Below are 24,113 nucleotides of genomic sequence, written 5' to 3'. Positions count from 1 at the left end.
CCGGTCAGGCAAGCGCCTTCTGCAAGGCGGCCGCCATCGCGCGCAGCGTGACATAGGTCGAGGCCGCGCCGGGGTCGATATGGCCGACGGAGCGCGCGCCGAGCTTGGCCGAGCGGCCGCGGCGCGATTCCAGCGCCGCCGTCGCCTTCATGCCCGCCTCGCCGCCGTCGCGGGCGGCAAGCAGCACGTCGATGGCCGAGCCACCGCCCTTGGCGCTCTCCTGCGCCGCTTCGACCGCCGGCGCCCAGGCGTCGATCATCGTCTTGTCGCCCGGCTCGGCCCGGCCGCGGTCGCGGATGCCCTGGCAGGCGGCGCCCAGCCATTCGGCCATGCCGGCGCCGTCGAGGTTGAGCCTGTGGCTGACGGCCGTGCCGGCGCGCAGGAAGGCCGTGGCATAGAGCGGGCCCGAGGAGGCGCCGACCGCATCGAGGAACGCCTTCGCCATGCGCTTGCAGATCCCCTCGATCGTCTCGTCGGCCTGCGTGTCCTCCAGCGCGTGCTGGACGGCCTTCCAGCCGATTTCCATCGTCACGCCGTGGTCGCCGTCGCCGATCACGCCGTCGAGTTCGGAAAGCCAGTTCTTCTCGGCGATGATCTGCTCGCCGACCGTATGCATCATCGCCCGGAAGATCGTCGGCGTGACGTCGCCCTCGGTGAGGAGTTCGCGCGGCTTTTCCGGTGCGGCCGCCGTGCTTTCGGCGGCCTTGACGGCCTTGCGGCTGCGGGCGGAAACGTCGCTCTTCTCGAAGGCGCCGACGACGAGGGCCGGCGTGCGGCAGGGGTGGTCCAGCAGGGCCTGAAGCGTGTCGTCGAGCTTCATCAGCGTCACCGAGGCGCCGGCCATTTCGAGCGAGGTCGCATATTCGCCGACCCAGGAGGCGTGGATATCGATGCCGAGCGCATCAAGCCGCTGCCTGACGCGGCGGAAGATGACGTAGAGCTCGATCTGCGAGGTGGCGCCGAGGCCGTTGACGAGAACGGCGACGCGGGAACCGGCCGTGAGGTCGAGCTCCGCGAGGATGGCGTCCATCAGCTCGTCGGTCACGGCGTCCGCGGGGGCGAGCTTCTGGCGGCGAATGCCGGGCTCGCCGTGCAGGCCCATGCCGATTTCCATGTCCTCGTCGCCGATGGTGAAGTTCGGCTTGCCAGTCTGCGGCAGCGAGCAGGGGCTGAGCGCGACGCCGATGGAGCGGGTCGCATCGTTCGCGGCAAGCGCAAGCGCCTCGACCCGCGCAAGCGGCTCGCCGAGATCGGCGGCAGCGCCAGCGACCTTGAAGACGAAGAAGTCGCCGGCAATGCCGCGACGCTCGGACTTGCGCCCGGCGGGCGCGGAGGCGACGTCGTCGGCAACGGCGACATGGCGCACCGGAATGCCCGCCTGCTCCAGCTCCTCGGCCGCCATGGTGAAGTTCAGCACGTCGCCGGTATAGTTGCCATAGAGCATCAGCACGCCGACGCCGCCATCGGCGGCGCGGGCCGCCTCGGCGATATGTGCCGGCGAGGGCGAGGCGAAGACGTTGCCGACGGCCGCGGCATCGGCAAGGCCGCGCCCGACATAGCCGGCAAAGGCCGGCTCATGGCCCGAGCCGCCGCCGACGACGATGCCGACCTTGCCGTCGCGCGGGCCGTCCACGGCGACGACCGCCCGTCCTGTCTCCCCTTCCACGCGCAGCATGTCGGGATGAGCGCCCACCATGCCCTCGATCATCTCCGGGATGATGTTCTCCGGCGCGTTGATCAGCTTCTTGGTTTTGACTTCCTGGTTCATTCTCTTGTCTTTCGTCAGATCGATGCGGCCGGCCGTCAGGCGTCGCGGCGCAGATAACGGCGGGATACGGCGTCGAAGGAGATGGCGAGCACGACGATGGCGCCCGAGACGATGCCCTGCCAGTAGGGCGAGACGCCGAAGAGCACGATGATGTTCTCGATGATGGCGATGATGCCGGCACCGAAGATCGCGCCGATGGGGCTGCCGATGCCGCCCGTCGTGGCGACGCCGCCGATGACCGAGGCGGCGATGGGCGCCAGCACCCAGGTCTCGCCAATCGACGGCTGGGCGGTGCCGAGGCGCGCGACCATCAGGACGCCGGCGAGCGCGGCGATGGCGCCGGCGGCGACGAAGACGAGAAGGCGGATCTTGTCGACCTTGATGCCCAGCATGCGGGCGCCGGCCTGGTTGTTGCCGATGGCGTACATGTAGCGGCCGAAGGGCGTCTTCAGCATGACGAAGGTGGCGACGGCGAGCGCGACCAGCATGATGACGAAGGGAACCGGCATGCCGAGGACATCGCCGCGGCCGAGATACTGCACCTCGCGCGGGATGCCGGTGATGGCGACGCCGCGCGTCAGCACGAGGTTGGCGCCGCCGAAGATGCCGGCCGTGCCGATGGTCAGCACCAGCGAATGGAGCCTGAGCACCGTCACCAGCAGGCCGTTGAGGAGGCCGAGGCCGGCGCCGAGCAGGATGGCGAGCAGCATGGCCGAATAGGGCTCCAGGCCGAGCCGGACCATCAGGATGCCGGAGATGACGCCGCACAGGCCCCCGATGACGCCGAGGGAGAGGTCGAGCTCGCCGAGCACCATCAGCATGGACTGCGCGATGGTGATGAGGCCGACGAAGGCAAGCCCGCGCGCGATGACCGAGAGGTTGTAGGGCGTGAGGAAATAGGGAGAGATCAGCGCCGACAGCACGAAGATGACGGCGAGCGCGACGAAAACGCCGGCAAGGGGGCTGCGCGTCAGGAGCGCGAGGGATTTACTTTGCATCGGCTTTCGCCTCCGTGCCGAAGATGGCGCCTACGAGTGTTTCATTGCTGGTTTCGGCGGTATCGAACGCGCCGGTGATGCGGCCGTGGTGCATCGTGACGATGCGGCTCGCGCATTTCTTCAGTTCGTCGAGTTCCGAGGAGACGAGGATGACGCCGACGCCTTCCTCGGCAAGGCCCTTCATGATCCGGTAGATCTCGGTCTTGGTGCGGATGTCGATGCCCTTGGTGGGTTCGTCGAAGATCAGCACGCGCGGCCGCGTGGCCATCGCCCGGCCGATGATGGCCTTCTGCTGGTTGCCGCCGGAAAGCTGCGAGATGCGCTTGCCCATGCCCGAGGTGCGGATGCCGTAGTCGTCGATGATCTTCTGCACCGCCTCGCGCTCGCGCCCGCTGCTGATGCCGAAGGCCCCCTTCGTCAGCGAGAGGATGGAGATGCCGATATTCTCGCGCAGCGACAGGAGCGGGAAGATGCCGTGGTGCTTGCGCTCCTCGGAAAGGTACAGCATGCCGCCGTCGACCGAGGCCGCGGTGTCGTTGAGCGTCCACGGCTTGCCATCGACCTTAACCGTGCCGGCCTTGGCCTTCAGGAAGCCGAAGATCGTCTGCATGACCTCCGAGCGGCCGGCGCCGACGAGACCGGCGAAGCCGAGGATCTCGCCGCGGCGCAGCTCGAAGCCGACATCCTGGAAGCGGGCGCCGGAAAGGCCGCGCACCTCCATGATGGTGTCGGTGACGGGGCCTTTCGGCCGGAAATGCTCTTCGAAGGCGACATCGCGGCCAGACATGGCGCGGATCAGGTCGGCCTCGGTGATATCCGCGATCCGGCCGCTCTCGACCTTCTCGCCGTTGCGCAGCACCGTGTAGTCGTCGCCGATGGCGAAGACCTCGTCCATCTTGTGGCTGATGAAGACGATGGCGTGGTCGCGGTCGAGAAGGCCGCGGATGACCTTGAAGACGCGGTCCACCTCGACGCGCGTCAGCGACGACGTCGGCTCGTCGAGGATGAGGACCTTCATGCTGGCATTGGTGCAGGCGCGGGCGATCTGGAGCAATTGCTGGTCTGAAACAGAGATGTTGGCCACCAGCTCGCGCGGATCGGCCTCGATGCCGAAGCGCTCGAGATAGGTCCGCGCCTCCTCGACGAGGGCGCCGCGATCGACGAGAAGGCCGCCATGCCCCGTCCGGCTGAACGGCATGAAGAGGTTCTCGGCGACGCTCATCTGCGGGAAGAGGTTGAGCTCCTGCGGGACATAGGCGACGTTCTTGTAGAGGCTCGGGTCCTCCGCCGGGTCGCGGCCGTCGATCAGCACCTTGCCGCGCGAGGCCCGGTCCGTGCCGGTGAGGATCTTGACGAGGGTGGATTTGCCGGCGCCGTTCTCGCCGGCGAGAATATGCGTGCGGCCGAGTTCGATCGACAGGTCGACCTTGTCGAGGGCGGTCACGCCGGGAAAGTCCCGGCCAAGGCCGTGGGTTTCGAGATAGGCCATGGGGCACCTCGCGTCACGATGAGATGGAAGAGGCGCGGGAAATATCCCCGCGCCTTACGGCAATCCGGTCGCGCCGGATCAGCCGCCCACGTTTTCCTTGGTGAGGAAGGCGTTGCCGGTGTCGAGGTAGCCCGGCACCTTGGCGCCCGTCGCCTGCGCCCACAGCAGCATGACCGACCAGTAGCCCTGAAGCTCCGGCTGCGAGGCCGAGGAGCTGTCGGCGACGCCCTCGCGGATCATGTCGAGCATTTCCGGCAGGTTGTCGAGGCCGACGAGCGTGACCTTGCCCTGCTTGCCGGCTTCGACGATGGCCTGACCGATGCCGATCGGGCCGGCGGCGTCGGACGCGACCCAGCCCTTGAGGTTGGGGTTCGCCTGCATGATGGCGGCCGCCTGCTGTTGCGCCGTCTCGATGCTGTCATTGTCGATGCCTTCGGCGACGACCTTGATGCCCGGATGCTCGGCGAAGACCTGGCGGTGGCACTCGGCGCGGATCGAATGGTTCGGCGCGGTCGGCACGCCCTGCATGATGGCGACCTCGCCCTCGCCGCCGAGAACCTCGACGAGGCGGCGTGCGGCGATCTTGGCCTGCTCGCAGAAGTCCGAGCCGATATAGGGGATCGCCATGCCTTCCGGCGGCACGGAATCGAAGATCACCAGCGGGATCTTCTGGTTCTGCGCTTCCTCGAGCGAGGCGCGGTTGCCCGAGGGGTCGAGCAGGTCGAGCGCCAGGCCGTCGGGCTGGGTCGCCAGCGCGCTGTCGATGATCTGGTTCTGCTGGACGACGTCGGCGGACTGCGGCGCCGAATAGATGACCTCGACGCTGGAACCGGTCTGCGCCTTGATCGCGGCGGCGGCGGCCTGCGCGCCGTCGTTGACCTTGTCGAACCAGGGATGGACGACCTTCGGCACGACGACGAAGCGGTAGCTGTCCTTCTTGGTGGTGCCGGCGGCATCCTCAGCCGAGGCGACGACCGGCAGCGCGAACGCGGCGGCGCATGCCAGCAACGTGACGAGTTTCTTCATGATGACCTCCCTTGGAGCAGGCGAGATCCCTCCCGCCTGAGTGATGGAACGAGGGCTTTGCGTGGGCTCGCTCCCAAAACCCAAAGCCCGCGTGCAAATTGATACAGATGTATTTTCATTTTTACAACAGTAAAAAAGCCCCCGCTCAGCGGGCACAGACCGGGTCGTCGGCGCGCAGGTGCACAAAACGCTTGCGCCGTGACCCGTTCCTAGAGGCGCGCGGAAGGCGCCAACCGGCTGAATCCCGAAAAAATCGCCGGCCGGCAAAGGGTAGATTGTCCCAAGAAAACGGGCCGCTGCAGAACGCCCGGAACGCCCTTCCCTTTCCGCTTGGAACGCGTGTCTAAAGACGCGTTGACTGCAATTTTCTTGCACCGAGACGGCAATATCATTCGTTTGTCATGCCTGCCGACGCCCGCCAATAGTGCCGCCGAACCCTTTGGAAATGCCGGTTTTCCGGCCTCGGGAGGCGAGCGGACGCATGACTGTCGTGGAATTCAACGGACCCGGGCTGAGCGAGGAACAGTGGAGGACGGTGCGCGCCGTCGCCACGGCGCTCAAGCCGCAGCAGGCGCTCTGGCTGAGCGGCTATTTCGCCGGGCTGGCCGATGCCGGCCGCCCCGAGGCGGCCCATCTCGTGCCCGCCGGGCTCGAGCCCGCGCCGGCCGCCGCCGCCCGCACGCTCACCATCCTCTATGGCAGCGAAACCGGCAACGGCAAGCGCCTCGCCGCCCGCCTTGCCGAGCGGGCGCATGCCGCCGGCCTCACCCCGGTTCTTGCCGACATGGCCGACTACAAGCCGCGCCGGCTGAAGGAGGAGCAGGACCTCCTCATCGTCGCCTCCACCCATGGCGAGGGCGCGCCACCGACCTCCGCCGCCGGCTTCTTCGAATTCGTCGAGGGCCGCAAGGCGCCCCGGCTGGAGGGGCTGCGCTACGCGGTGTTGGCGCTCGGCGATTCCACCTATGAATTCTTCTGCGGCGCGGGCCGGCGCATCGACGACCGCCTTGCCGCGCTCGGCGGCAAGCGCCTGCACGAGCGTGTCGACTGCGACGTCGACTATGACGACCCGGCCGCCGCCTGGATCGAGGCGGCCCTCGCCGCCCTCGCCCCGGCCCGGAATGCCGCAGCGATGCCGGCCGTCGCCACATCGGCCACGCCATCGGCAACCGCTTACGACAGGCAGAATCCCTTCCCGGCCATCGTCATCGAGAACCTGGCGCTCACCGGGCGCGGATCGAGCAAGGAGACGCGGCATGTCGAGCTGTCGCTGGAAGGCTCGGGCCTTGCCTTCGCACCGGGCGATGCGCTCGGCGTCATGCCGCGCAACGATCCGGCGCTCGTCGAGGGGCTTCTTTCCGCGCTCGACCTTTCCGGCAGCGAAGCCCTGACGATCAAGGGTGCGGCGACGACGCTCGGCGAGGCGCTCGAAGGCGTGTTGGAGATTACCGCCGCCACGCCGCGCTTCCTCGACCAATGGGCGGAGGTGACGGGCGCTGCCGCACTGAAGGAACTGGCGGGCGATGCGCGCTCGGCGTTCCTTCGGGAAAATCACGTCATCGACATCCTGCGCCGCTATCCGGCGAAGGGCATCGACGCGGCGGCGCTCGCTGCCGGCCTTCGCCCGCTCCAGCCGCGGCTCTATTCCATCGCCTCTTCCGCGACGGCCGTTCCCGACGAGGTGCACCTGACGGTCAGCACCGTTCGCTACGGGCTGAACGGCGAGGAGCGCTTCGGCGTCGCCTCCGGCCAGTTCTCGCGCCGCGCCGCGCCGGAGACGGTCCTTCCCGTCTATGTGCAGGAGAACCTGCGCTTCCGCCTGCCGGAAGGCGACGCGCCGATCATCATGATCGGCGCCGGAACGGGCGTCGCCCCGTATCGCGCCTTCCTGCAGGAGCGCGAGGCGCAAGGGGCCAAGGGCCGCACCTGGCTGTTCTTCGGCGAGCGCAACTTCGACAGCGACTTCCTCTACCAGACCGAATGGCAGGGCTTCCTCAAGGACGGCGTGCTGACGCGCATGAACGTCGCCTTCTCGCGCGACGGCGCGCAAAAGACCTATGTCCAGCACCGGCTGCTGGAGGAGGCCCGCGAGCTCTATGCCTGGCTGGAAGAGGGCGCGCATCTCTATGTCTGCGGCGACGGGGCGAAGCTTGCGCCCGACGTGCACCGCGCGCTCACGGCGATCGTCGCCGAGGCAGGCGGGCGCGGCAAGGCCGCCGCCGAGGACTACCTCGCCGCGCTGCGCGAAAGCCGCCGCTACCAGATCGACGTTTATTGAGGCCCCGACGATGACCCTTCTTGAAACCGACCGCAGCCGCGACATCTCCCAGCCGCTCGAAAGGCTGAGCGCCGACGAGACGATGAAGGCGGGCAGCGACCAGCTTCGCGGCACCATCGCTGAAGGCCTTGCCGCCCCGCTGACCGCCGCCGTGCCCGGCGACGACATCAAGCTGATGAAATTCCACGGCCTCTACCAGCAGGACGACCGCGACATCCGCGACGAGCGCCGCCGGCAGAAGCTGGAGCCGGCCTATCGCTTCATGGCGCGCGTGCGCCTGCCGGGCGGGGTGCTGTCGCCCTCGCAATGGCTGAAGCTCGATGCGCTCGCACGGGCCTATGCCGGCGACACGCTGCGGCTCACGACGCGCCAGACCTTCCAGCTCCACTATCTCCACAAGAAGAACCTGAGGGCCGTCATGCAGGGGCTGCGCGACGTCGCACTCGACACCAAGGCGGCCTGCGGCGACGATGCGCGCGGCGTCATGGCTTCGATCAACCCTCAGCTTTCGGCGCTGCATGCCGAAGTCTACGCGCTCGCCAAGGGAGCGAGCGACCACGCTACGCCGAAGACCGGCGCCTATCCGGAAATCTGGTATGGCGAGGAGCGCCAGACGCGCGGCGAGGCGCCGGAAGAGCCGATGTACGGCCGCACCTACATGCCGCGCAAATTCAAGATCGGCTTCGTCATTCCGCCGGTCAACGACATCGACGTCTATGCGCAGGATCTCGGCTTCATCGCCATTATCGAGGACGGCCGGCTTACCGGCTTCAACGTGGCGGTCGGCGGCGGCATGGGGCGGACGGACCAGGCGCCGAAGACCTATCCGCGGCTTGCCAGCGTCATCGGCTTCATACCGAAGGACAGGGTGATCGAGACCTGCGACGCCGTCATGGGCGTGCAGCGCGACTATGGCGACCGCGCCGACCGCAGCCGCGCCCGCTTCAAATATACGGTGGACGACAAGGGGCTCGACTGGATCAAGGCGGCGATCGAGGACCGGCTGGGCTTTGCGCTGGGAGACGCCCGATCCCACACCTTCGCCACCAACGGCGACACGCTCGGCTGGCAGCGCGGCGAGGATGGGCGCGAACACTATACGCTGCGCATCGAGAACGGCCGTGTGAGGAACGCCCTCTTCGACGGCCTGCGCGCCATCGCCGAGGGGCATCGCGGCACCTTCCGCGTCACGCCCAACCAGAACCTCGTCATCGCCGAGGTGGAGCCGGCCGACCGGCCGGCCATCGAGGCGCTGCTGAAGGCGCACGGGCTCGATACGCTTGGCGGCGGCAGCGGCCTCCGGCGCAATTCCATGGCCTGCGTGGCGCTGCCGACCTGCGGCCTCGCCATGGCCGAGAGCGAGCGCTACCTGCCGGTGCTGATCGACAAGATCGACGCCATCCTCGCCGAACACGGCCTTTCGGACGAGCCGATCACCATCCGCATGACCGGTTGTCCGAACGGCTGCGCGCGGCCCTATATCGCCGAGATCGCGCTGACCGGCCGGGCGCCGGGCAAGTACAACCTCTATCTCGGCGGCGGCTTTGCCGGCCAGCGCCTCAACAAGATGGTGCTGGAGAACGCGGCGGAGCCGGCGATCCTCGATCTCCTCGGCGAGGTGATAGGCCATTTCGCCCGCGAGCGGCTTCCGGGCGAGCATTTCGGCGATTTCGCCATTCGCGCCGGCTATGTGGCCGAGGTCACGGAAGGCCGCCATTTCAACGACTGACGAAAGGAAAGCATCATGACGACAGCAGCAACCGATTCCCTTGTGACCGTGGACTGGCTGAAGGACCATCTGACCGACCCCAAGGTGCGGGTCTTCGAGGTCAGCGTCGATACCGGCGTCTACGAGAAGGGCCACATTCCCGGCGCGGTCGATCTCAACTGGCACACGGACCTCGTCGACACCGTCAACCGCGACATCGCTTCGCGCGAGAAGCTCCAGGCGCAGCTGCGCCGGGCAGGCGTCGACGAGGACACCACCGTCATTATCTACGGCGACCACAACAACTGGTTCGCCGCCTGGGGCGTCTGGGTCCTCGATGTCTACGGCTTCGGCACGCGGGCAAAGCTCCTCGACGGCGGCCGCAAGCTGTGGGAGGCGCGCGGCCTGCCGTTGACGACGGCGGTGCCCGCTTACGAGGCGACGGCGCTGGAGCTGCCCGGGCGCGACGACAGCCTGCGCGCCCGCCTTGCCAACACGCTCGACGTCGCCGAGGGCCGCATCGACGGCAAGCTGGTCGACATCCGCTCGCCCGACGAATATCTCGGCAAGGTCTTCGCGCCGGAAGGCGTCAAGGAACTGTCGATCCGCGCGGGCCACATTCCCGGCGCGGAAAACGTGCCATGGGCCACCATCGTCAACGAGGACGGCACCTACAAGCCGCTCGACGAGATCCGCCGCATCTATGCCGAGAAGGGCATCGACGGCACGAAGCCGGTCATCACCTATTGCCGCATCGGCGAACGGTCGAGCCACACCTGGTTCGCCCTCAAGCGCCTGCTCGGCTACGACGCCCGCAACTATGACGGCTCGTGGACCGAATACGGCAATGCCGTCGGCGTGCCGGTCGTCAACCGGAGCGGGACGGTCTGGCTCGGCAAGTAGGGCTTTCCGCGGGCGGCGCGCAACGCCGCCGCCCGCGCCCGGCTGTCGGCCGTCAATATTCGTCGTGCAGCTTCACCCAGCTCATCGTGCCGTTCTCGTTGCGGCCCTTGGGGACGAGGTCGAGCCAGTTGAGCGCGCCCATCAGCAGCTCCGTGCCGCGATGATAGGTCGAGTAGGTGTGGTAGATGTTGCCCTCCTCATCCTTGGCGAAGACGCTGAGGCCGAACATGTCCGGCGCGTTGCGGATCGTCGTCAGGCCGTAATTGTAGAGTGCGCGGCCGGCGGCGCGGTCCTCCGGCCTGAACGACACGCCGAAATCGTAGTTGAAGTCGCGGTCGTCCGAGGAGACCCAGGGGAAGGTCCAGCCCATCCGCTCCTTGACCGCCTCGATCCGCCGGACCGGCGCGCGGGAGACCGCGGCGAAGGCGAGGTCCGCCTGCTCGAAATGCCGGCGCGCCGCATCGGCGTGGTCCACCGTGAAGGAGCATCCCGGGCAGATGTGGTCCGAGCCGGGCGTCAGCATGAAGTGGTAGACGGCAAGCTGGCTGCGATCCCCGAAGAGGTCGCCCAGCGTGACGGCGCCGTCCGGACCGTCGAAGACATAGGATTTCTCGACCCTGACCCAGGGCAGTTGCCGGCGCTCGGCGCGCAGGGCGTCGAGCTGGTGGGTCATGGCGCGCTCCTTTTCGAAGAGGGCCTTGCGGGCCGCAAGCCAGTCCTCGCGCGAAACGATGGGGTGCTGCATTGTCATTCTCCTTCGGTTGATGTGTCGGGCGGGAAGCGCCGCGTCCGGCGGGAAACGAGCCTCAGCCAGGGCGGCAGATGAAAAAGAGCCATCAGCAGGTACATCGCGGCCATGCCGTCCATCGGCAGCGGCCCCGAGGCGCAGAAGGCCATCGGGTCGCCGGCGCTTGTCCACGCCATGGCGGCGAAGACGGGCGAAGCGGCAAGGCAAAGCCAGTCCGCCGGACCATGTGCCCGCCCTTGAAGCGGCCTTTCGACTGTCACCGGCATCGCCATTTTCCTCTCCCGCGCTTCCGTCGTTGCAAAGCCGAGACTAGGCCGGAAGGAACGATTGCCGGGAGTGACAAGTGTGTCGGGATTTTCCCATGGACGCGGCCGACGGTTGATTAAGTCTCATGCGCTGGGCATAAGACACTCTTCGAGCAGAGGGAGGGGCGCCTTGTTGTTTCGTCTTGGCCAGAGATACCGGCATCTCACGCATGACGGGGATTGCGCGTGCCACAGCCCGCTCGCCCGGGATCTGTTCTCCCGCATCGATGCGGGGCTGTCCCGCCGCTCGGTCCTGAAAGGCATCGCGGCGAGCCTCGCCGCCCCCGCCCTTGGCGGCGCGGCCTTCGCGCAGGCGCCCGCAAGGGCCGTGCGGCTCACGAATGTCCGGATCTTCGACGGGGAGAACGCCACGCTTGCCGAGGGCCGGGACGTGCTGGTCGAGGGCCGGCTCATCAAGGCGCTGGTGGCGGCCGGGGAGACGGTCGCCGATACCGATGCCATCGATTGCGGCGGGCGCACGCTGATGCCCGGCATGATCGACGCCCACTGGCATTCGATCCTCGCCGGCATTTCCCAGCTCACGGCGATGACCGCCGATATCCCCTATGTCCACCTGCTCGCCGCCGAGGAAGCCGAGCGCACCGTGCTGCGCGGCTTCACGACGGTGCGCGATGTCGGCGGCCCTTCCTTCGCGCTGAAGCGCGCCATCGACGAGGGGCATGTCGCGGGGCCGCGCATCTATCCGTCCGGCGCCATGATCTCGCAGACCTCGGGGCACGGCGACTTCCGCATGCGCACCGACCTGCCCCGCACCGCGCAGGGCGACCTCAGCATCGCCGAACGGGCCGGCATATCGGCCATCGCGGATGGCGAGGCGGAAGTGCTGCGCCGGGTGCGCGAGCAGCTCATGCTGGGCGCCAGCCAGATCAAGATCATGGGTGGCGGCGGTGTCGCCTCGGCCTATGACCCGATCGACGCGCTGCAATATTCCGAGGCGGAGATGAAGGCCGCGGTCTCCGCCGCCGCCGACTGGGGCACCTATGTCTGCGTCCACACCTATACGTCGGCCGGCGTGCAGCGCGCCCTTGCCTGCGGCGTGAAATCCATCGAGCACGGCCAGCTTGCCGACGAGGAAACCGTGCGGCGGATGGCGGATGCGGGCGCGTGGTGGAGCATCCAGCCCTTCCTGGCCGACGAGGATTCCAACACCTATCCGTCGTCGGAACAACGCATGCAGCAGCAGGCCATCGCCGAGGGCACCGGCCGGGCGGTCGAGCTTGGGCGCAAGCACAAGGTCCGCATGGCGCTCGGCACGGATATCCTGTTCAGCCCCAGGGGCACGGCGACGCAGGGCAAGCAGCTCGCGAAGTTCGCCCGATGGTACGAGCCCGCGGATGTCCTGCGTCTCCTGACCAGCGGCAATGCGGAGCTTGCCGGCCTCTCGGGGGCACGCAATCCCTATCCGGGCAGGCTCGGGCGCATCGAGGCCGGCGCCTATGCGGACATTCTCGTCGTCGACGGCAATCCGCTGGAGGATATCGCCCTGATCGCCGATCCGGAACGCACGATGAAGCTCATCATGAAGGATGGGCGCATTCACAAGAACACGCTTTCGGCCTGAAGGACAGTCTCGTGATCCGATACGCCGCCCTGCTCACCCTCGCCGCCGCCTGCACCGCGCAGACGGCCTCAGCCGCCGATGCCTTCGCCGGCCCGTCCGAAGAGCCCGCCGCCGTCACGGATGCGGGCCCCGGCTGGGCCCTGCAGATCACGCCCTATATGTGGGCCGCGGGCCTCAAGGGCGACATCTCGCCGTTCCGGCGCGCGCCGACCATCGGCGTGGAGAAATCCTTCTCCGACGTCATGGACGACCTCAACTTCGGCGGCTTCGTGAATGTCTGGGCGCGCTACGACCGCTTCGTCCTGTCAGGCGACATGATGTATGTCGACACCACGGACAGCCATGCCTTCGGCGCGCTGCCCGCACTACCGGTGCCACCCGGCACCATCATCAACGGGAGCGTCGACAGCAAGCAGTTCATGGCCACGCTGCAGGGCGGCTACCGCGTCGTCGATACGCCCGACTTCACGCTGGATGCCCTTGCCGGTGCGCGCTTCTGGCATATTTCGAACGACGTGACGGTCAGTGCGCTGGGCGTGTCGCGCACCTATGGCGAAAGCTTCGGCTGGGTCGATCCGGTGGTCGGCCTGCGCGCCTTCCTTCCCCTGACGGACAAGCTTTCCGTGCAGGCGCAGGCGGATGTCGGCGGCTTCGGCGCGGGATCCGACATCACCTGGTCCGCGCTCGCCACCATCAACTATACCTTCACCGACCACCTTTCCGTCTCCGCCGGCTACAAGGTGCTCGATGTCGATTACGACCGTGGCGGCCATGTCTTCGACACGCGCCTCAGCGGCCCCGTGCTGGGCCTGACGTTGCGTTTCTGAGCAGCGCCCGGCCGGCGTCTTTCAGCCGTATCGCCGTTGCGCCGCCCTTGCCGCCCGCTGGCTGCGCTCGGCCGAGACCGTGAAGCTGTCCACCAGCCCTTTCAGCGTCGTGCTGATCTGCATGAGATTGTGCGTGGCGGCGTTGGTCTGCTCGACCATCGCGGCGTTCTGCTGGGTCATCTGGTCCATGCTGCCGACGGCCGTGTTGATCTCGGCGATGCCGGCCGACTGCTCCCGGGCGGAGCTGGCGATGGCGTCGATATGGCCGTTGATATTGACGACCTGCTCGCCGATATGGTGCAGCGCCTCTCCTGTCTTGTGCACCAGCGACACGCCGAGCTGCACGTCCTCGAAGGACTTGTCGATCAGCGCCTTGATCTCCTTGGCGGCCTCGGCGGATTTCTGCGCGAGTTCGCGCACCTCCTGCGCGACGACCGCAAATCCCTTGCCGGCCTCGCCCGCCCGCGCCGCCTCGACGCCGGCATTGAGGGCAAGCAGGTTGGTCTGGAAGGATATCTGGTCGATGACACCGATGATCTGGGTGATCTTGCCGGAGGATTCCTGGATGGCGCCCATGGCGGAAACCGCCTGCTCGACGATGGCGCCGGAGCGCCTGGCCTCCTCCGTCGCGCTGCCGACGACGCGGCGGGCCTCCTCGGCGCGCTGCGCGGCCTCGCGGGAAATGGTGGTGATCTCCTCGACGGCGGCGGCGGTCTCTTCCAGCGAAGCCGCCTGCTGCTCGGTGCGCTTGGCCATGTCGTCGGTGGCATGGACCAGCTCGCCGGAATTGCCGGCCGCATCGTCCGCCGCCGTCACGATGGCGCCGAGCGTGTCGTCCAGCTTCTCGATCGCCGCGTTGAAATTGGAGCGCAGCCGCTCGAATTGCGGGGCGAGCGGCGTGGCGATCGCGGCGGTGAGGTCGCCGCCGGCAAGGCGGTTGAGCGAGGTGTCGATCGCGCCGAGCGCCTCTTCCTGCTCGGCGTTCAGCGCTTGGCGTGCGGCCTCGGATTTCTCGCGCTCCTCCTGGAGGGCGTCGAGATAGACCGAGATCGCATAGTCCATGTCGACCAGCGCGGCCTTGACGATTGCGGTGATCTCCTCGCTCAGCGCGTCGGCCTTCTTGCGGTAGAGGAAACCTTCGAGATGCTTGCGGACGACGCTCTCGACGATGGCTTCCAGGATCAGCGCGTAGCCGCCGATATACCAGCGCGGCTCCAGGCCGAGGCGGGCATGGGTCTTGCCGATCGTGGTGACGGCATCGACATAGTGCGCGTCGAACTTCGCCGAGCCGATCACTTCCCAATGCTTGATCTGCCGGCCCTTTGCGCTCTGGATATGCGCCTCGTTGGAAAAGAACCGGGCGGTCTCTGGCGTGGCGCGGGCCTTGCCGTAGAAGATGTCCAGCGCGCCGTCGAGCGAGGCGGAAATGGTGGGCAGCGCCCGCTTCAGCGCCGCGCGCTGGCCGGCGTCGAACTCGACGAACTGGAGGCGCTCGTTCAGTTGCTGGGTCTTGGCATCCTGCGCCGACATCGGCAAATCCTCTGCAGTTGGGTTGGCGAATGACGCAAGTCCCGAATCAGGATCCCGGCCTTAGGTCTGTAGCGATTTTTCGCAGGGGACAGTAAACAAACACTGTAAATCGGAAGACGATACTTCGACAGGAATTGACGAACGGCAAGTTCCGTTCGGATTTATATGCTAAGTATTACTTACAGATGCGGATGATACCAATAAATACCATTGAAAACCAATATATCAGACGCACCGATACGTATATCTCACGTAACGTAAAGCGGATGCAACGCGCTGCGCTGGGCCGCCGTCCCGCTCCGGGGCGCGCGCCTAGACCATCGCCCCGGCTTCCAGCCGCGCGCCGTCGAAGCGGCTGATCATGGCAAGGACGGCCTCCCTGTCGGGCATCAGACAGGCGGCCGTCGCCAGGGCGTCGGCAATCGCCGCCGAGGGGGCGGAGATCGAGACCGACCGCCATTGCGCCGGCGCGGGCATGCCCGTTTCGGGATCGAGGATATGGCCGTCCCGGCCGCCCTGGTCGAAGGTCGTGCCGAGCGGGGCGGAGGTCGCGAGTGCTCGCTGGCGTAGCGCCACGCGCTCGCCCGTTTCAAGCCGCAACGGCCATTCCCCGCCCTGGGGTTGCCCGCCGAGGGCGCGGAATTCACCCGTGTCGATCAGGATGTCGGTGAGGCCCTCGGTCTCCAGCAGCGCGGCCACCCGGTCGGCGACATAGCCCTGGCCGATGCCGTTCAGCGTCAGCGCCGTGCCGGGCCGCAGCGTGATCGCCGCCGCGTCGAGCTCCACCCTCCCCCAGCCGGTCTTCCGCAGCACGCCTTCGAGGCTTTTCGCATCGGGCCGCGCGCCCTTCGCGGCCGCTTCCGCCCAGAGCGCCCAGAGCGGCTGCACCGTCGGATCGAACCGCCCGCCGCTCGCATGGTGCACCGCGCCGGCCAGCGACAGGCATTCCAGAAGCTCGAAGGGCGGGGCGGCGAGACGGCCCTCGCGGTTCAGCCGCGACAGGGCGCTCTCCGGCCGGTAGAGGCTGAGGATATCCTCCAGCCGGCCGATCTCGGCCATGACGCGGGCGGCGACGGCCTCGCCGTCCGGGTGGTCGAGGCGGATCGAAGCGCGCGCGCCCAGCGCCTGCCCGGTCCACAGGCGCGCGGTTCCTCCATCGGCGCGGGCGATGGCCGGCAGGGCGGCGAAGGCCGCGGAAATGGCAATGAGGCGGCGGCGGGTCGTCAGCATGGGGTCAGCCTCCAGTGGACGGGGTAAGGGCGTTCAGGCGGTCGCGATAATCAGCGTCGTCGGTATCGGGCCGGCCGCCGGTCTCCACCGGCGTCAGCACCATGGCGTCGGTCACGTCGGCAAGGGCGAGCACCCGGCCGCCCTCCGCGAGCACGAAGGCGGCGGCCTGCTCCCGGCTGGAAAAGGGCACGGTCTCCGGCGCGCCCATGCCACCCTGCCGGGCCGAGCCGACGACATAGAAGGCCTTGTCGGCGGCGATCCAGTTGCCCTTGCCGGGCGCGTCCCAGGTCGCCCCCGCCGCGCCCATGTCGTTGACATAGACCGCGACGATGGGCGCGACCTGCTCGGGACCGCGGGCATAGGCGATGGCGTCGCGCACCTGGCTGAAGAAGAGCGGGGCGGCATTGCCTTCGAGGAAGACCTGCGCCTTGGGGCCGGGATGCTCCAGAAGGTTCATCTGGCAGTAATGGCCGAGCGTCTCGGGCGTCATTTCCTGCGGCACGATGGCCTGGGCGACATCCTCCTTGCAGGCGGAAAGAAGGAGGAGCGCCGCCAGGAGCACGGCGGGGCGGAGACGGTTCTTCATGGCGTCACCTTTCGGAAGGCTGCGACCGCGAGCGTGATGGCCGCGAGCGGCCAGACGAGGAGCGAGGCGGCCGACTGCCAGAGCGGGATCGCCCGCGCCGCCCCGCCGATGCCGCCGGCCGCGGCGACCGCCTCGGCCGCCGAGAGATTGAAGACGCGGAAGGCGTCGGCGGGATTGGCAAGCAGCGCGACGGGCAGCGCATGAGTGGTGAAGACCCCGCCGCTGTCCGTGACGATCAGCGCCAGAAGGGCAAGGTCGTAAAGCACCACGGCCGCCAGCCAGAGCGCGATGGCAAGCCCTGCCGCGCCCGAGGGTCGGCGCGCTAGGGCCGAGAGCGCATAGCCCGCGCCGAGGAAGGTCGCGCCGAGCGCGACGGACGTCCAGACCAGCCGCCAGAGCGAGGCAAGGCCCGCCACCGCGCCGGGATCCGACCAGACGGCGACCAGCGCCGCCGCGCCATAGCCGAGCGTGACCGCGAGCGCGAGGATCGCCAGATGCGCCAGGAGCTTGCCGAGCAGGATCTCAAGGCGCGAGACGGGATAGGTGAGAAGCAGCGGCAGCGTGCCGCGCTCCACCTCGCCCGCCACCGCGTCGAAGCTCATGAGGAGCGCCAGCAGCGGCACCAGATAGACGGCGAGTGAGGTGAGCGAGGCGACCGTCACCGACAGCCGGTCGACGCCGACATCGCCGGTCGGGGCGGCACCGGCGGCGGCGAGCACCAGCGCGAACAGCACCATCATGCCCGTCGCGATGGAGACCCAGCGATTGCGGAAGGCGATGCGGAATTCCGAGACCGCCGTGGCGAGGATGCGGTTCATTGCCCGTCCCTCCGGCTGAAATGGCTATAGATGTCCTCGAGGCTCGGCGGGATCACGTCGAGATCGGCGACCTCGCCGCCGAGCGCCGATATGCGGGCGAGCAGCGGCAGCTTCTCCGCCTGCGCGCAGGAAAGGCGCAGCAGGCCGTCGCCGCCGGTGGAGGCCTCGGGAAAGGCCGAGACAAGCGCCGGCGCGCGGCCGGGCGCGGGCCGCACCAGCAGGGCGACGGGCAGCGCGGCGCGGGCGCGCAGGTCGGCAAGCGTGCCTTCCGCCACCAGAGCCCCGCCGGAAAGGATGAGGATGCGGTCGGTGCGCACCTCCACCTCGGTCAGCACATGCGAGGAGAGGAGGATCGCCGTTCCCTCGGCGGAAAGGCCATCGAGCAGGTCGTAGAAGTCGCGGCGCGAGACGGGGTCGAGGCCGGAGGTCGGTTCGTCGAGGACGAGCAGGCGCGGCTTGCCGATCAGCGTCTGGGCGAGGCCGACACGCTGGCGCATGCCCTTGGAATAGGTGCCGATGCGCCGCCGCGCGGCATGGGCGAGGCCGACGCGCGACAGGAGCTCCATGGCCTGTCGCGGGCTCTCGCCGCGCAGCGAAAGATAGTAGCGAAGCTGCTCCTCGCCCGTCAGCGCCGGATGGAAGGCGACGTTCTCGGGCAGGTAGGCGACCGCGGCGCGGGCGGAGGACGAGCCGGGCGCAGAGCCGCAGACCGAGACCTCGCCGCCGTCATAGGGAATGAGGCCGAGGATGATCTTCATCATCGTCGACTTGCCCGCCCCGTTATGGCCAAGCAGCGCCGCGCGCCTGCCCGCCTCCAGCGTCAGCGAAACGGCCTTCAGCGCCTCGACATCGCCGAAGCGCTTAGTGAGCCGGGAGATTGTCAGGGTCGGTGTCATCGTAACTTCCTTCGGCCCAGCGGCCGGCAGCCTCGGCCTCGTAACCGAGAATGTCGGGCGGGACGGATATTGTGAGGGGCCGCATCAGCGGCGCGCTGTCGCGCACGCCGCCGGGCAGCGTCGCGGGAAAGTCCCGCTGGCTCCAGCGCACGAGCTGCACGGCGGGCGAGCCGATGAGGAGGCTTGCCGCCGGCTGCGACCAGAGGATCTGGTCCATCAGGTCGTTGGGCCGGTAGAAACTGTCGGCGATGCCGTCGCCGTTGAGGTCGAAGGCGGGATGGTCGGACCAGAAATTGCCCCTGCCCTCATGGCTCCATTCCATGTTGCGCGTGCCGACATATCTCACCTGCTCGCGGTTGCCGACGAAGGCGTTGCCGGTCAGCACGTTCTTCTCCGAGCCGGCGGTGAAATGGATGCCGATGCCGCAGCCCTCGAAGCGGTTGTTCCAGATGAGGTTCTTGTGGGCGTTGTAGATGAAGAGGCACTTCCTCGTGCCGCCGCGCACCAGGTTGCCCGTGACGTCGGCATTGTTGGCATAGTTCAGCATCAGCCCGTGCTCGCGGTCGCCGAGACTGAGATTGTTGAGGACCTTCGCCCTGTCGGAGAACATGATGGCGAAGCCGAGATGGTTGCCGATGGAGACGTTGCCGGAAACCTCGGTGTTGCGGGTGTACATGAAATGCACGGCGAAGCGCAGGTCGCGCATCACGTTGCCGCGGTAGATGCTGTCGGCGCTGGCATTGGAAAAGATGCCGTCTCGGCCGTAGCGGATGGCGTTGTTCTCCAGGAGCGTGCCGGGGCTGTTCCAGACATAGATGCCGTTGCCGCGCTCGTTCATGCGCGCGCTGTCCGTGCCGACGATCTCGTTGCCGGCGACGGTCGCGTTGCGGCCGCCATGCACGTCGATGCCGTGCATGTTGCCGGTGACCAGCAGCTTTTCGATGCGGGCGCGGTCGGCGCCCTTGAGGATCTTCACGCCGGCGTCGAGGTCCTGGTTCACTCGTCCCGAGCCGGTGACGGTGAAGCCCGTCAGGGTCACGTCGGGCGCGGCGATGGTCATGACGCTCCCCTCGCCGAGCCCGTCCACCACCGCCCCGCGCGGGCCGGTAACGGTGAGCGGCCTGTCGACGGTGACGGGGCCTTTATAGGCCCCGTCGGAAAGCCGCAGCACATCGCCGGGCGCCGCCCCGGCAATGGCCGCCGCGAGGCTGCCCGCGCCCGGCGCGACGGCGCGCTCCGCCGCGGCGAGCGGCGAGGCGAGCAGAAGGCCGATCAGGAGGACGGGCAGCCGCATTTCTCAGGCGTCCTTCGGTTCCACGAACATGCGGCCGCGCATTTCCATGTGCAGGGCATGGCAGAACCACTGGCAATAGTACCAGTAGACGCCCGGATTGGCCGCGACGAAGGTGACGGAGCTCGTCTGCTGCGGCCCGACTTCCATGGCCACGCCATGGTTGCCCATGGTGAAGCCGTGCGTCAGGTCGTCGATCTCGTCGAGATTGGTGACGATGATCGTGACCTCGTCGCCTTCCTTCACCGTGAAGCTTTCCTGGCTGTAGCTCGGCGCGACGGAGGTCATGTAGACGCGCACCTTGTTGCCGTCGCGGATGACGGCGTCGGTCCATTCGTCGATATTGACGCCGTCGGCCTCGGCCTGCTTGCGCGTCTCCGACCACAGCGGATCCTGGCGGTCCCAGACCGACTTGATGTTCGGCAGGATCGAGGGGGAGACCGCGATGGCGTCATGCGGCTCGGCGAAGGTCGGGCCGTCGTGCACCAGCTTCATCTTGTCGCCGGAAATGTCGATCAGCTGGTCATTCTCCGGCTTCAGCGGGCCGACATTGAGGAAGCGGTCCTTGGAGAACTTGCACAGGCACACCAGCCAGTCGTTGGTGGCGTCCAGCGTCTCGCCCATCACGGTCTTCAGGTGGCCGGGCTGGTACTGGACGTCGAGCTTGTCCTTGATCGGGTCGATCTTCTCGCCGGCATAGGCGCGGATGGCCTCCTCGATGTTCCACTTGACCACCTGGCTGTCGAGGAAGAGCGAGGTATAGGCGTTGCCGCGGCCGTCGAAGGCGGTATGGAGCGGGCCGAGGCCGAGTTCCGGCTCGGCCACCACGGCGCTGCGCGGCTCGGCATTGTCATAGAAGATCGCGTCGAACTTCGTGACGTCGAGCACGGTGACGGTCGGCGAGAGCTTGCCGTTGATGCACAGGTGCTTCCTGTCCGGCGCCATGTTGCAGCCGTGCGGGTTGTTGGCGATGGGGATGTAGCGGGTGAAGAGGGATTTCGCCTCCTTGCGGCCGTCCAGAACCTTGACGCCATTGATCTCCTCGAACTTGCCGGCGGCGATGGCCTTCTCGATCTCGGCGAGGTTGAAGACGACGACATGGTCCATCTCGGACTTGGTCATCTCCTCCAGCGTCGTGCCCATTTCGGAATTGTAGCTGGTCGAGAAGGCCCACTTGCCCTCGTAGTCGGCATCGCAATTGTCGAGGTTGCCGGAGACCTGCACCTGCCAGGCGACTTCCCACTTGTCGGCGTCGACCGCGGTGAAGATGTTCACATAGGTCGAGACGTCCTTCATGGTCGAGCCGTCGTTGACCAGAGGCGCCTCGTCCTCGCCGTTGCAGAAGACGTAGTTGGAGCGCGGCCATTTCTGCGGGCGCAGGCCATGGATGCCCTTGGCATTGGGGATTTCCAGGATCGCGTCGGTCTTCATCACGTCGCAGCGCACGCGGGCGACGCGGGTATTGGCCTTGTCGTTCATGAAGAGGTAGCGGCCGTCATACTTGCCCTCGGTGAAGGACATGTGGACGTGGTGCAGGTCGCCGTTGTCGTGGATCTTCTTGCCGTTGGCGGCGAGCTGCTTCTTCGTCTTCTCCGACATCGTGCGCTGGTGGATGCGAATGGATTCGTTCGTCTGGCCCCAGCCGGTGGCCGAGCAGCGGTTGAACACCGGCACGCGCATCAGTTCGCGCATCGAGGGGATGCCGAGGATGCGCATCTCGCCGGTCTGGCCGGAGGACCAGAAGCCGTAATAGTCGTCGAGCTTGCCGGGCGCGACGGAACCGTCGGCCCCGGCGGCGGCACGGGCCGGGGTCGCAAGGCTTGCTGCGCCGAGGCCGAGCGCGGCCGGCCCCATCGTGCCGGCGAGAACCGCCGAGCCCGCGGTCGCGCTGAACAGCGCGCGACGGCTCAGTCCCTTGTTTTCCTTCGTTTCCATGGTGGGTTTCCTTCTTCGGTTAAACCTTGGCTGCGGGTTGGTGGATCGGCGCGCCGCCGGGACTTGCCGCGAGCCTGGCGCGCGACTTCATCTTCTTGATCACGACGGGGCACACGGTTTCGGACTGGTAGAGAACCTGGCAGTGCAGGCAGTTGATGCACTCGTTCGGGTTGATCTCGCCGGTCTTGTGGATCGCCTGCACCGGACACTGGATGGCGCAGGTCTGGCAGGGGTTTCCGCATTCGTGGTAGCGCTTCAGCCAGTCGAACATGCGCATGCGCGCGGGGATGGCGAGCGCCGCGCCGAGCGGGCAGAGATAGCGGCAGTAGAACCGCTCGACGAAGAGCCCGGCGACGAGAAGCGCGACGGCATAGGCGACGAACGGCCAGGCGCGGATGAACTTCAGGATGATCGCGGTCTTGAACGGCTCGATCTCGGCGAGGTGTTCGGCCTGCTCGACGCTCATCAGCGACACGCCGAAAAGCCCGAGGAAGATCATGTATTTCACCGGCCAGAGCCGCTCGTGCAGGCCCCATGGCAGCGTCCATTGCGGGATGCGGAGCTTGCGGGCGATCTGGTTGGTCAGCTCCTGAAGCGCGCCGAAGGGGCAGAGCCAGCCGCAATAGGCCCCCCGCCCCCAGAAGAGCAGCGCGGCGGCGACGGCGAACCACAGGATGAAGGTCAGCGGATCGAGCAGGAAGGCCTGCCAGCTGAAGCCGCTGACGAGGCTGCCGAACAGCGCCATCAGGTTCACCACCGAGAGCTGCGCATTGGCGTACCAGCCGAGGAAGACCAGCGTCACGGTCAGGAAGACGATGCGGAAGATGTAGAAGCCGCGGGCGTTCCTGACCGCATAGGTCTGGAAGAAGAACACCCCGGTCAGCACCGCCAGCATGCCGGCGAGCACGACGATCTTCAGCTTCGAATCGCCCCAGATGCGCTTCCAGAGGTCTGCCTGCGCCGAGCCTTCCTCCTGCGGGGGGACGGCGGCGACCTCCTTTGCGGGCGGCGCGACGGCGCGCAGGTATTTCTGCGGCAGCTGGTAGCCGAGATCGAAGGTGTGGAAGACCTTCTCGATCGGCCCGACCTCGCGCTGCGCCAGAAGCTGGATGCGGAAAGGCTTTGCGGGATCGAAACCGACGCCGGCCGGGATGCGGAACAGGTCCATCTCGGAAAATTCCGGCGCGCCGGCAAGTGCGATGGCGCCGAGGCGGCGATGGTCGCGGTCGCGGAAGCGCACCGAGACGTCGTCCTGGATCAGCACGATGCGGTCGAAGATGCCGCCGCGCACATAGCCCGAGCCCTTGAAGGAATAGAGGCCGCGGCCCACCACGGCGATGGCGTTCTCGCCCTCCTTCAGCCAGCCCTTCAGGTTGGCCTCCTCGGCCGGACCGAGCAGCGCCTTGCCGATGGCCGGCACGGAGACCAGCGCCGCCTGCATGTCGATGAAGGTGGTCTGCGGCGCCTCGGTCAGCGCCCGGTCACGGGCGCGAACGTCCGGATGTTCGGCGAAGGCGGCGTTGACCTGTGCAACGTCGAGCGACAGCCGGCGCAGCGTGCCGTCCCCTTCCGCCTCGATCCAGTCGGCCGGCGCGGCGGCATCGGGATCGATCTCGAAACGGGGGCCGGCGCTTTCGGTTTCCGGGGCAAGGCCGCCGAGGCCGAGCGCGCGGGCGACCTTCAGCCCCGAGCGGACGATGGAATCGTCGATCACCATCACCGTCACGGTCGCGCCGGAGATGATGTCCACCTCATGCGCCGTGCCGCCGGACTTCGCCTCGGCGACGAGGTCGAGGCCGGCATAGCTGGCGACCAGCGCCTTCACCTTGGCCTCGGGAATGCCGATGAGGACGATGGGCTCGGAATGCTTGACGAGCTGCACGCCGACGATCTTCGCATCCTTGCCGACGGCGACGAGCGTGTGGATCGGCTTGCCGGAATAGCCCGTCGTGCCGACGAAATCCGAGGTCATGAAGACCCAGGCCACCGTCTCGCCACCCTTGAGCACCGGCGCCACCACCAGGTCGTCGCGGATCGGCCCGAAGCCTTCCGCACCGGGAACCAGATCGGAGGCCGTCGCGGCGGGCAGATACTGCTGCAGGACCGAGGCCGCATGGGCGGGGACGGCGAGGCACAGGCCGATGCAGAGCAGAAGGACGAGACGGATGAATTTCATTCCAGGGCGTTCCAGCAAA

19 protein-coding genes are annotated in these 24,113 nt (G+C 67.5%); 5 read left to right on the top strand and 14 right to left on the bottom strand.

Annotated elements, in window-relative coordinates; translation table 11 throughout:
• Positions 1-4 precede the first annotated feature (4 nt).
• The 4 genes from dhaL to ACZ48C_RS03395 all read right to left on the bottom strand — a co-directional run bounded on the left by dhaL (position 5) and on the right by ACZ48C_RS03395 (position 5,281).
• Positions 5-1,768 (bottom strand): dihydroxyacetone kinase subunit DhaL, encoded by a 1,764-nt coding sequence (dhaL, locus tag ACZ48C_RS03410; protein WP_464782185.1) that lies wholly within the window; start codon positions 1,766-1,768, stop codon positions 5-7.
• 35 nt (positions 1,769-1,803) lie between these two features.
• Entirely contained in the window at positions 1,804-2,766 is a 963-nt protein-coding gene (locus tag ACZ48C_RS03405; protein ID WP_119258101.1) for an ABC transporter permease, read from the bottom strand.
• On the bottom strand, positions 2,756-4,255 hold the full coding sequence (locus tag ACZ48C_RS03400) for a sugar ABC transporter ATP-binding protein (protein WP_119258100.1): 1,500 nt from the start codon (positions 4,253-4,255) through the stop codon (positions 2,756-2,758). The genes ACZ48C_RS03405 and ACZ48C_RS03400 overlap by 11 nt, the downstream gene beginning before the upstream one ends.
• A 78-nt stretch (positions 4,256-4,333) precedes the next feature.
• Positions 4,334-5,281: a substrate-binding domain-containing protein gene (locus ACZ48C_RS03395; protein WP_119258099.1), complete on the bottom strand. Its 948-nt coding sequence runs from the start codon at positions 5,279-5,281 to the stop codon at positions 4,334-4,336.
• 481 nt (positions 5,282-5,762) lie between these two features.
• Between ACZ48C_RS03395 and ACZ48C_RS03390 the strand changes: the two genes are divergently transcribed.
• Genes ACZ48C_RS03390 through ACZ48C_RS03380 form a run of 3 tightly spaced genes read left to right on the top strand, consistent with a single transcriptional unit; the run spans position 5,763 to position 10,170 of the window.
• Positions 5,763-7,559 carry an assimilatory sulfite reductase (NADPH) flavoprotein subunit gene (locus ACZ48C_RS03390; protein WP_464782184.1) on the top strand — a complete coding sequence of 599 codons (1,797 nt, stop codon included), beginning with the start codon at positions 5,763-5,765 and terminating at the stop codon, positions 7,557-7,559.
• Between the two features lie 10 nt (positions 7,560-7,569).
• Positions 7,570-9,288: an NADPH-dependent assimilatory sulfite reductase hemoprotein subunit gene (locus ACZ48C_RS03385; protein WP_464782183.1), complete on the top strand. Its 1,719-nt coding sequence runs from the start codon at positions 7,570-7,572 to the stop codon at positions 9,286-9,288.
• 15 nt (positions 9,289-9,303) lie between these two features.
• Positions 9,304-10,170, top strand: a complete 867-nt coding sequence (locus ACZ48C_RS03380) for a sulfurtransferase (protein ID WP_464782182.1) — start codon at positions 9,304-9,306, stop codon at positions 10,168-10,170.
• Between the two features lie 52 nt (positions 10,171-10,222).
• Here ACZ48C_RS03380 and ACZ48C_RS03375 read toward each other — a convergent pair whose 3' ends face one another.
• A complete protein-coding gene (locus tag ACZ48C_RS03375) occupies positions 10,223-10,915 on the bottom strand; it encodes a DUF899 domain-containing protein (protein ID WP_454634745.1) in 693 nt (230 codons plus the stop codon).
• A gap of 2 nt (positions 10,916-10,917) precedes the next feature.
• The gene (locus ACZ48C_RS03370; RefSeq protein WP_464782181.1) at positions 10,918-11,184 is read right to left on the bottom strand and encodes a hypothetical protein; all 267 of its coding nucleotides are present in this window, start codon (positions 11,182-11,184) and stop codon (positions 10,918-10,920) included.
• A gap of 169 nt (positions 11,185-11,353) precedes the next feature.
• Here ACZ48C_RS03370 and ACZ48C_RS03365 point away from each other — a divergent pair, with 169 nt between their 5' ends.
• Together ACZ48C_RS03365 and ACZ48C_RS03360 are read left to right on the top strand one after the other, a co-directional pair.
• The gene (locus ACZ48C_RS03365) at positions 11,354-12,805 is read left to right on the top strand and encodes a metal-dependent hydrolase family protein (RefSeq protein ID WP_464782180.1); all 1,452 of its coding nucleotides are present in this window, start codon (positions 11,354-11,356) and stop codon (positions 12,803-12,805) included.
• Between the two features lie 11 nt (positions 12,806-12,816).
• On the top strand, positions 12,817-13,632 hold the full coding sequence (locus tag ACZ48C_RS03360) for a porin family protein (RefSeq protein ID WP_464782179.1): 816 nt from the start codon (positions 12,817-12,819) through the stop codon (positions 13,630-13,632).
• A 21-nt stretch (positions 13,633-13,653) separates the two neighbouring features.
• Here ACZ48C_RS03360 and ACZ48C_RS03355 read toward each other — a convergent pair whose 3' ends face one another.
• The 8 genes from ACZ48C_RS03355 to ACZ48C_RS03320 form a co-directional block, all read right to left on the bottom strand.
• Positions 13,654-15,162 (bottom strand): methyl-accepting chemotaxis protein, encoded by a 1,509-nt coding sequence (locus ACZ48C_RS03355; RefSeq protein WP_464782178.1) that lies wholly within the window; start codon positions 15,160-15,162, stop codon positions 13,654-13,656.
• Between the two features lie 312 nt (positions 15,163-15,474).
• Positions 15,475-16,392 carry an FAD:protein FMN transferase gene (locus ACZ48C_RS03350; protein ID WP_464782177.1) on the bottom strand — a complete coding sequence of 306 codons (918 nt, stop codon included), beginning with the start codon at positions 16,390-16,392 and terminating at the stop codon, positions 15,475-15,477.
• Between the two features lie 4 nt (positions 16,393-16,396).
• Positions 16,397-16,978, bottom strand: a complete 582-nt coding sequence (locus ACZ48C_RS03345) for a nitrous oxide reductase accessory protein NosL (RefSeq protein ID WP_464782176.1) — start codon at positions 16,976-16,978, stop codon at positions 16,397-16,399.
• Positions 16,975-17,796 (bottom strand): ABC transporter permease, encoded by an 822-nt coding sequence (locus ACZ48C_RS03340; protein WP_464782175.1) that lies wholly within the window; start codon positions 17,794-17,796, stop codon positions 16,975-16,977. Before ACZ48C_RS03340 ends, ACZ48C_RS03345 begins: the two co-directional genes overlap by 4 nt.
• Complete coding sequence (locus tag ACZ48C_RS03335; RefSeq protein ID WP_464782174.1) at positions 17,793-18,692, bottom strand: ABC transporter ATP-binding protein; 900 nt, start codon at positions 18,690-18,692, stop codon at positions 17,793-17,795. The genes ACZ48C_RS03340 and ACZ48C_RS03335 overlap by 4 nt, the downstream gene beginning before the upstream one ends.
• Positions 18,658-19,986: a nitrous oxide reductase family maturation protein NosD gene (locus ACZ48C_RS03330; protein ID WP_464782173.1), complete on the bottom strand. Its 1,329-nt coding sequence runs from the start codon at positions 19,984-19,986 to the stop codon at positions 18,658-18,660. Before ACZ48C_RS03330 ends, ACZ48C_RS03335 begins: the two co-directional genes overlap by 35 nt.
• A 3-nt stretch (positions 19,987-19,989) precedes the next feature.
• Positions 19,990-21,918, bottom strand: coding sequence for a TAT-dependent nitrous-oxide reductase (gene nosZ, locus ACZ48C_RS03325; RefSeq protein WP_464782172.1), 1,929 nt, complete (start codon positions 21,916-21,918; stop codon positions 19,990-19,992).
• Positions 21,919-21,937: 19 nt separating this feature from the next.
• Positions 21,938-24,094, bottom strand: coding sequence for a 4Fe-4S binding protein (locus tag ACZ48C_RS03320; RefSeq protein ID WP_464782171.1), 2,157 nt, complete (start codon positions 24,092-24,094; stop codon positions 21,938-21,940).
• Between the last annotated feature and the right edge of the window lie 19 nt (positions 24,095-24,113).

The sequence above is a fragment of the Shinella sp. 1A1 genome, from assembly GCF_055379515.1.
Note: the sequence above shows the minus strand (reverse complement) of the source record. Positions and strands in the feature narration are given on the sequence as shown.

Excerpts from the sequence above, each read along its gene's own strand:
- dhaL (WP_464782185.1), bottom strand. The coding sequence starts at position 1,768 with ATGAACCAGGAAGTCAAAACCAAGAAGCTGATCAACGCGCCGGAGAAC.
- ACZ48C_RS03405 (WP_119258101.1), bottom strand. The coding sequence starts at position 2,766 with ATGCAAAGTAAATCCCTCGCGCTCCTGACGCGCAGCCCCCTTGCCGGC.
- ACZ48C_RS03400 (WP_119258100.1), bottom strand. The coding sequence starts at position 4,255 with ATGGCCTATCTCGAAACCCACGGCCTTGGCCGGGACTTTCCCGGCGTG.
- ACZ48C_RS03395 (WP_119258099.1), bottom strand. The coding sequence starts at position 5,281 with ATGAAGAAACTCGTCACGTTGCTGGCATGCGCCGCCGCGTTCGCGCTG.
- ACZ48C_RS03390 (WP_464782184.1), top strand. The coding sequence starts at position 5,763 with ATGACTGTCGTGGAATTCAACGGACCCGGGCTGAGCGAGGAACAGTGG.
- ACZ48C_RS03385 (WP_464782183.1), top strand. The coding sequence starts at position 7,570 with ATGACCCTTCTTGAAACCGACCGCAGCCGCGACATCTCCCAGCCGCTC.
- ACZ48C_RS03380 (WP_464782182.1), top strand. The coding sequence starts at position 9,304 with ATGACGACAGCAGCAACCGATTCCCTTGTGACCGTGGACTGGCTGAAG.
- ACZ48C_RS03375 (WP_454634745.1), bottom strand. The coding sequence starts at position 10,915 with ATGCAGCACCCCATCGTTTCGCGCGAGGACTGGCTTGCGGCCCGCAAG.
- ACZ48C_RS03370 (WP_464782181.1), bottom strand. The coding sequence starts at position 11,184 with ATGCCGGTGACAGTCGAAAGGCCGCTTCAAGGGCGGGCACATGGTCCG.
- ACZ48C_RS03355 (WP_464782178.1), bottom strand. The coding sequence starts at position 15,162 with ATGTCGGCGCAGGATGCCAAGACCCAGCAACTGAACGAGCGCCTCCAG.
- ACZ48C_RS03350 (WP_464782177.1), bottom strand. The coding sequence starts at position 16,392 with ATGCTGACGACCCGCCGCCGCCTCATTGCCATTTCCGCGGCCTTCGCC.
- ACZ48C_RS03345 (WP_464782176.1), bottom strand. The coding sequence starts at position 16,978 with ATGAAGAACCGTCTCCGCCCCGCCGTGCTCCTGGCGGCGCTCCTCCTT.
- ACZ48C_RS03340 (WP_464782175.1), bottom strand. The coding sequence starts at position 17,796 with ATGAACCGCATCCTCGCCACGGCGGTCTCGGAATTCCGCATCGCCTTC.
- ACZ48C_RS03335 (WP_464782174.1), bottom strand. The coding sequence starts at position 18,692 with ATGACACCGACCCTGACAATCTCCCGGCTCACTAAGCGCTTCGGCGAT.
- ACZ48C_RS03330 (WP_464782173.1), bottom strand. The coding sequence starts at position 19,986 with ATGCGGCTGCCCGTCCTCCTGATCGGCCTTCTGCTCGCCTCGCCGCTC.
- nosZ (WP_464782172.1), bottom strand. The coding sequence starts at position 21,918 with ATGGAAACGAAGGAAAACAAGGGACTGAGCCGTCGCGCGCTGTTCAGC.
- ACZ48C_RS03320 (WP_464782171.1), bottom strand. The coding sequence starts at position 24,094 with ATGAAATTCATCCGTCTCGTCCTTCTGCTCTGCATCGGCCTGTGCCTC.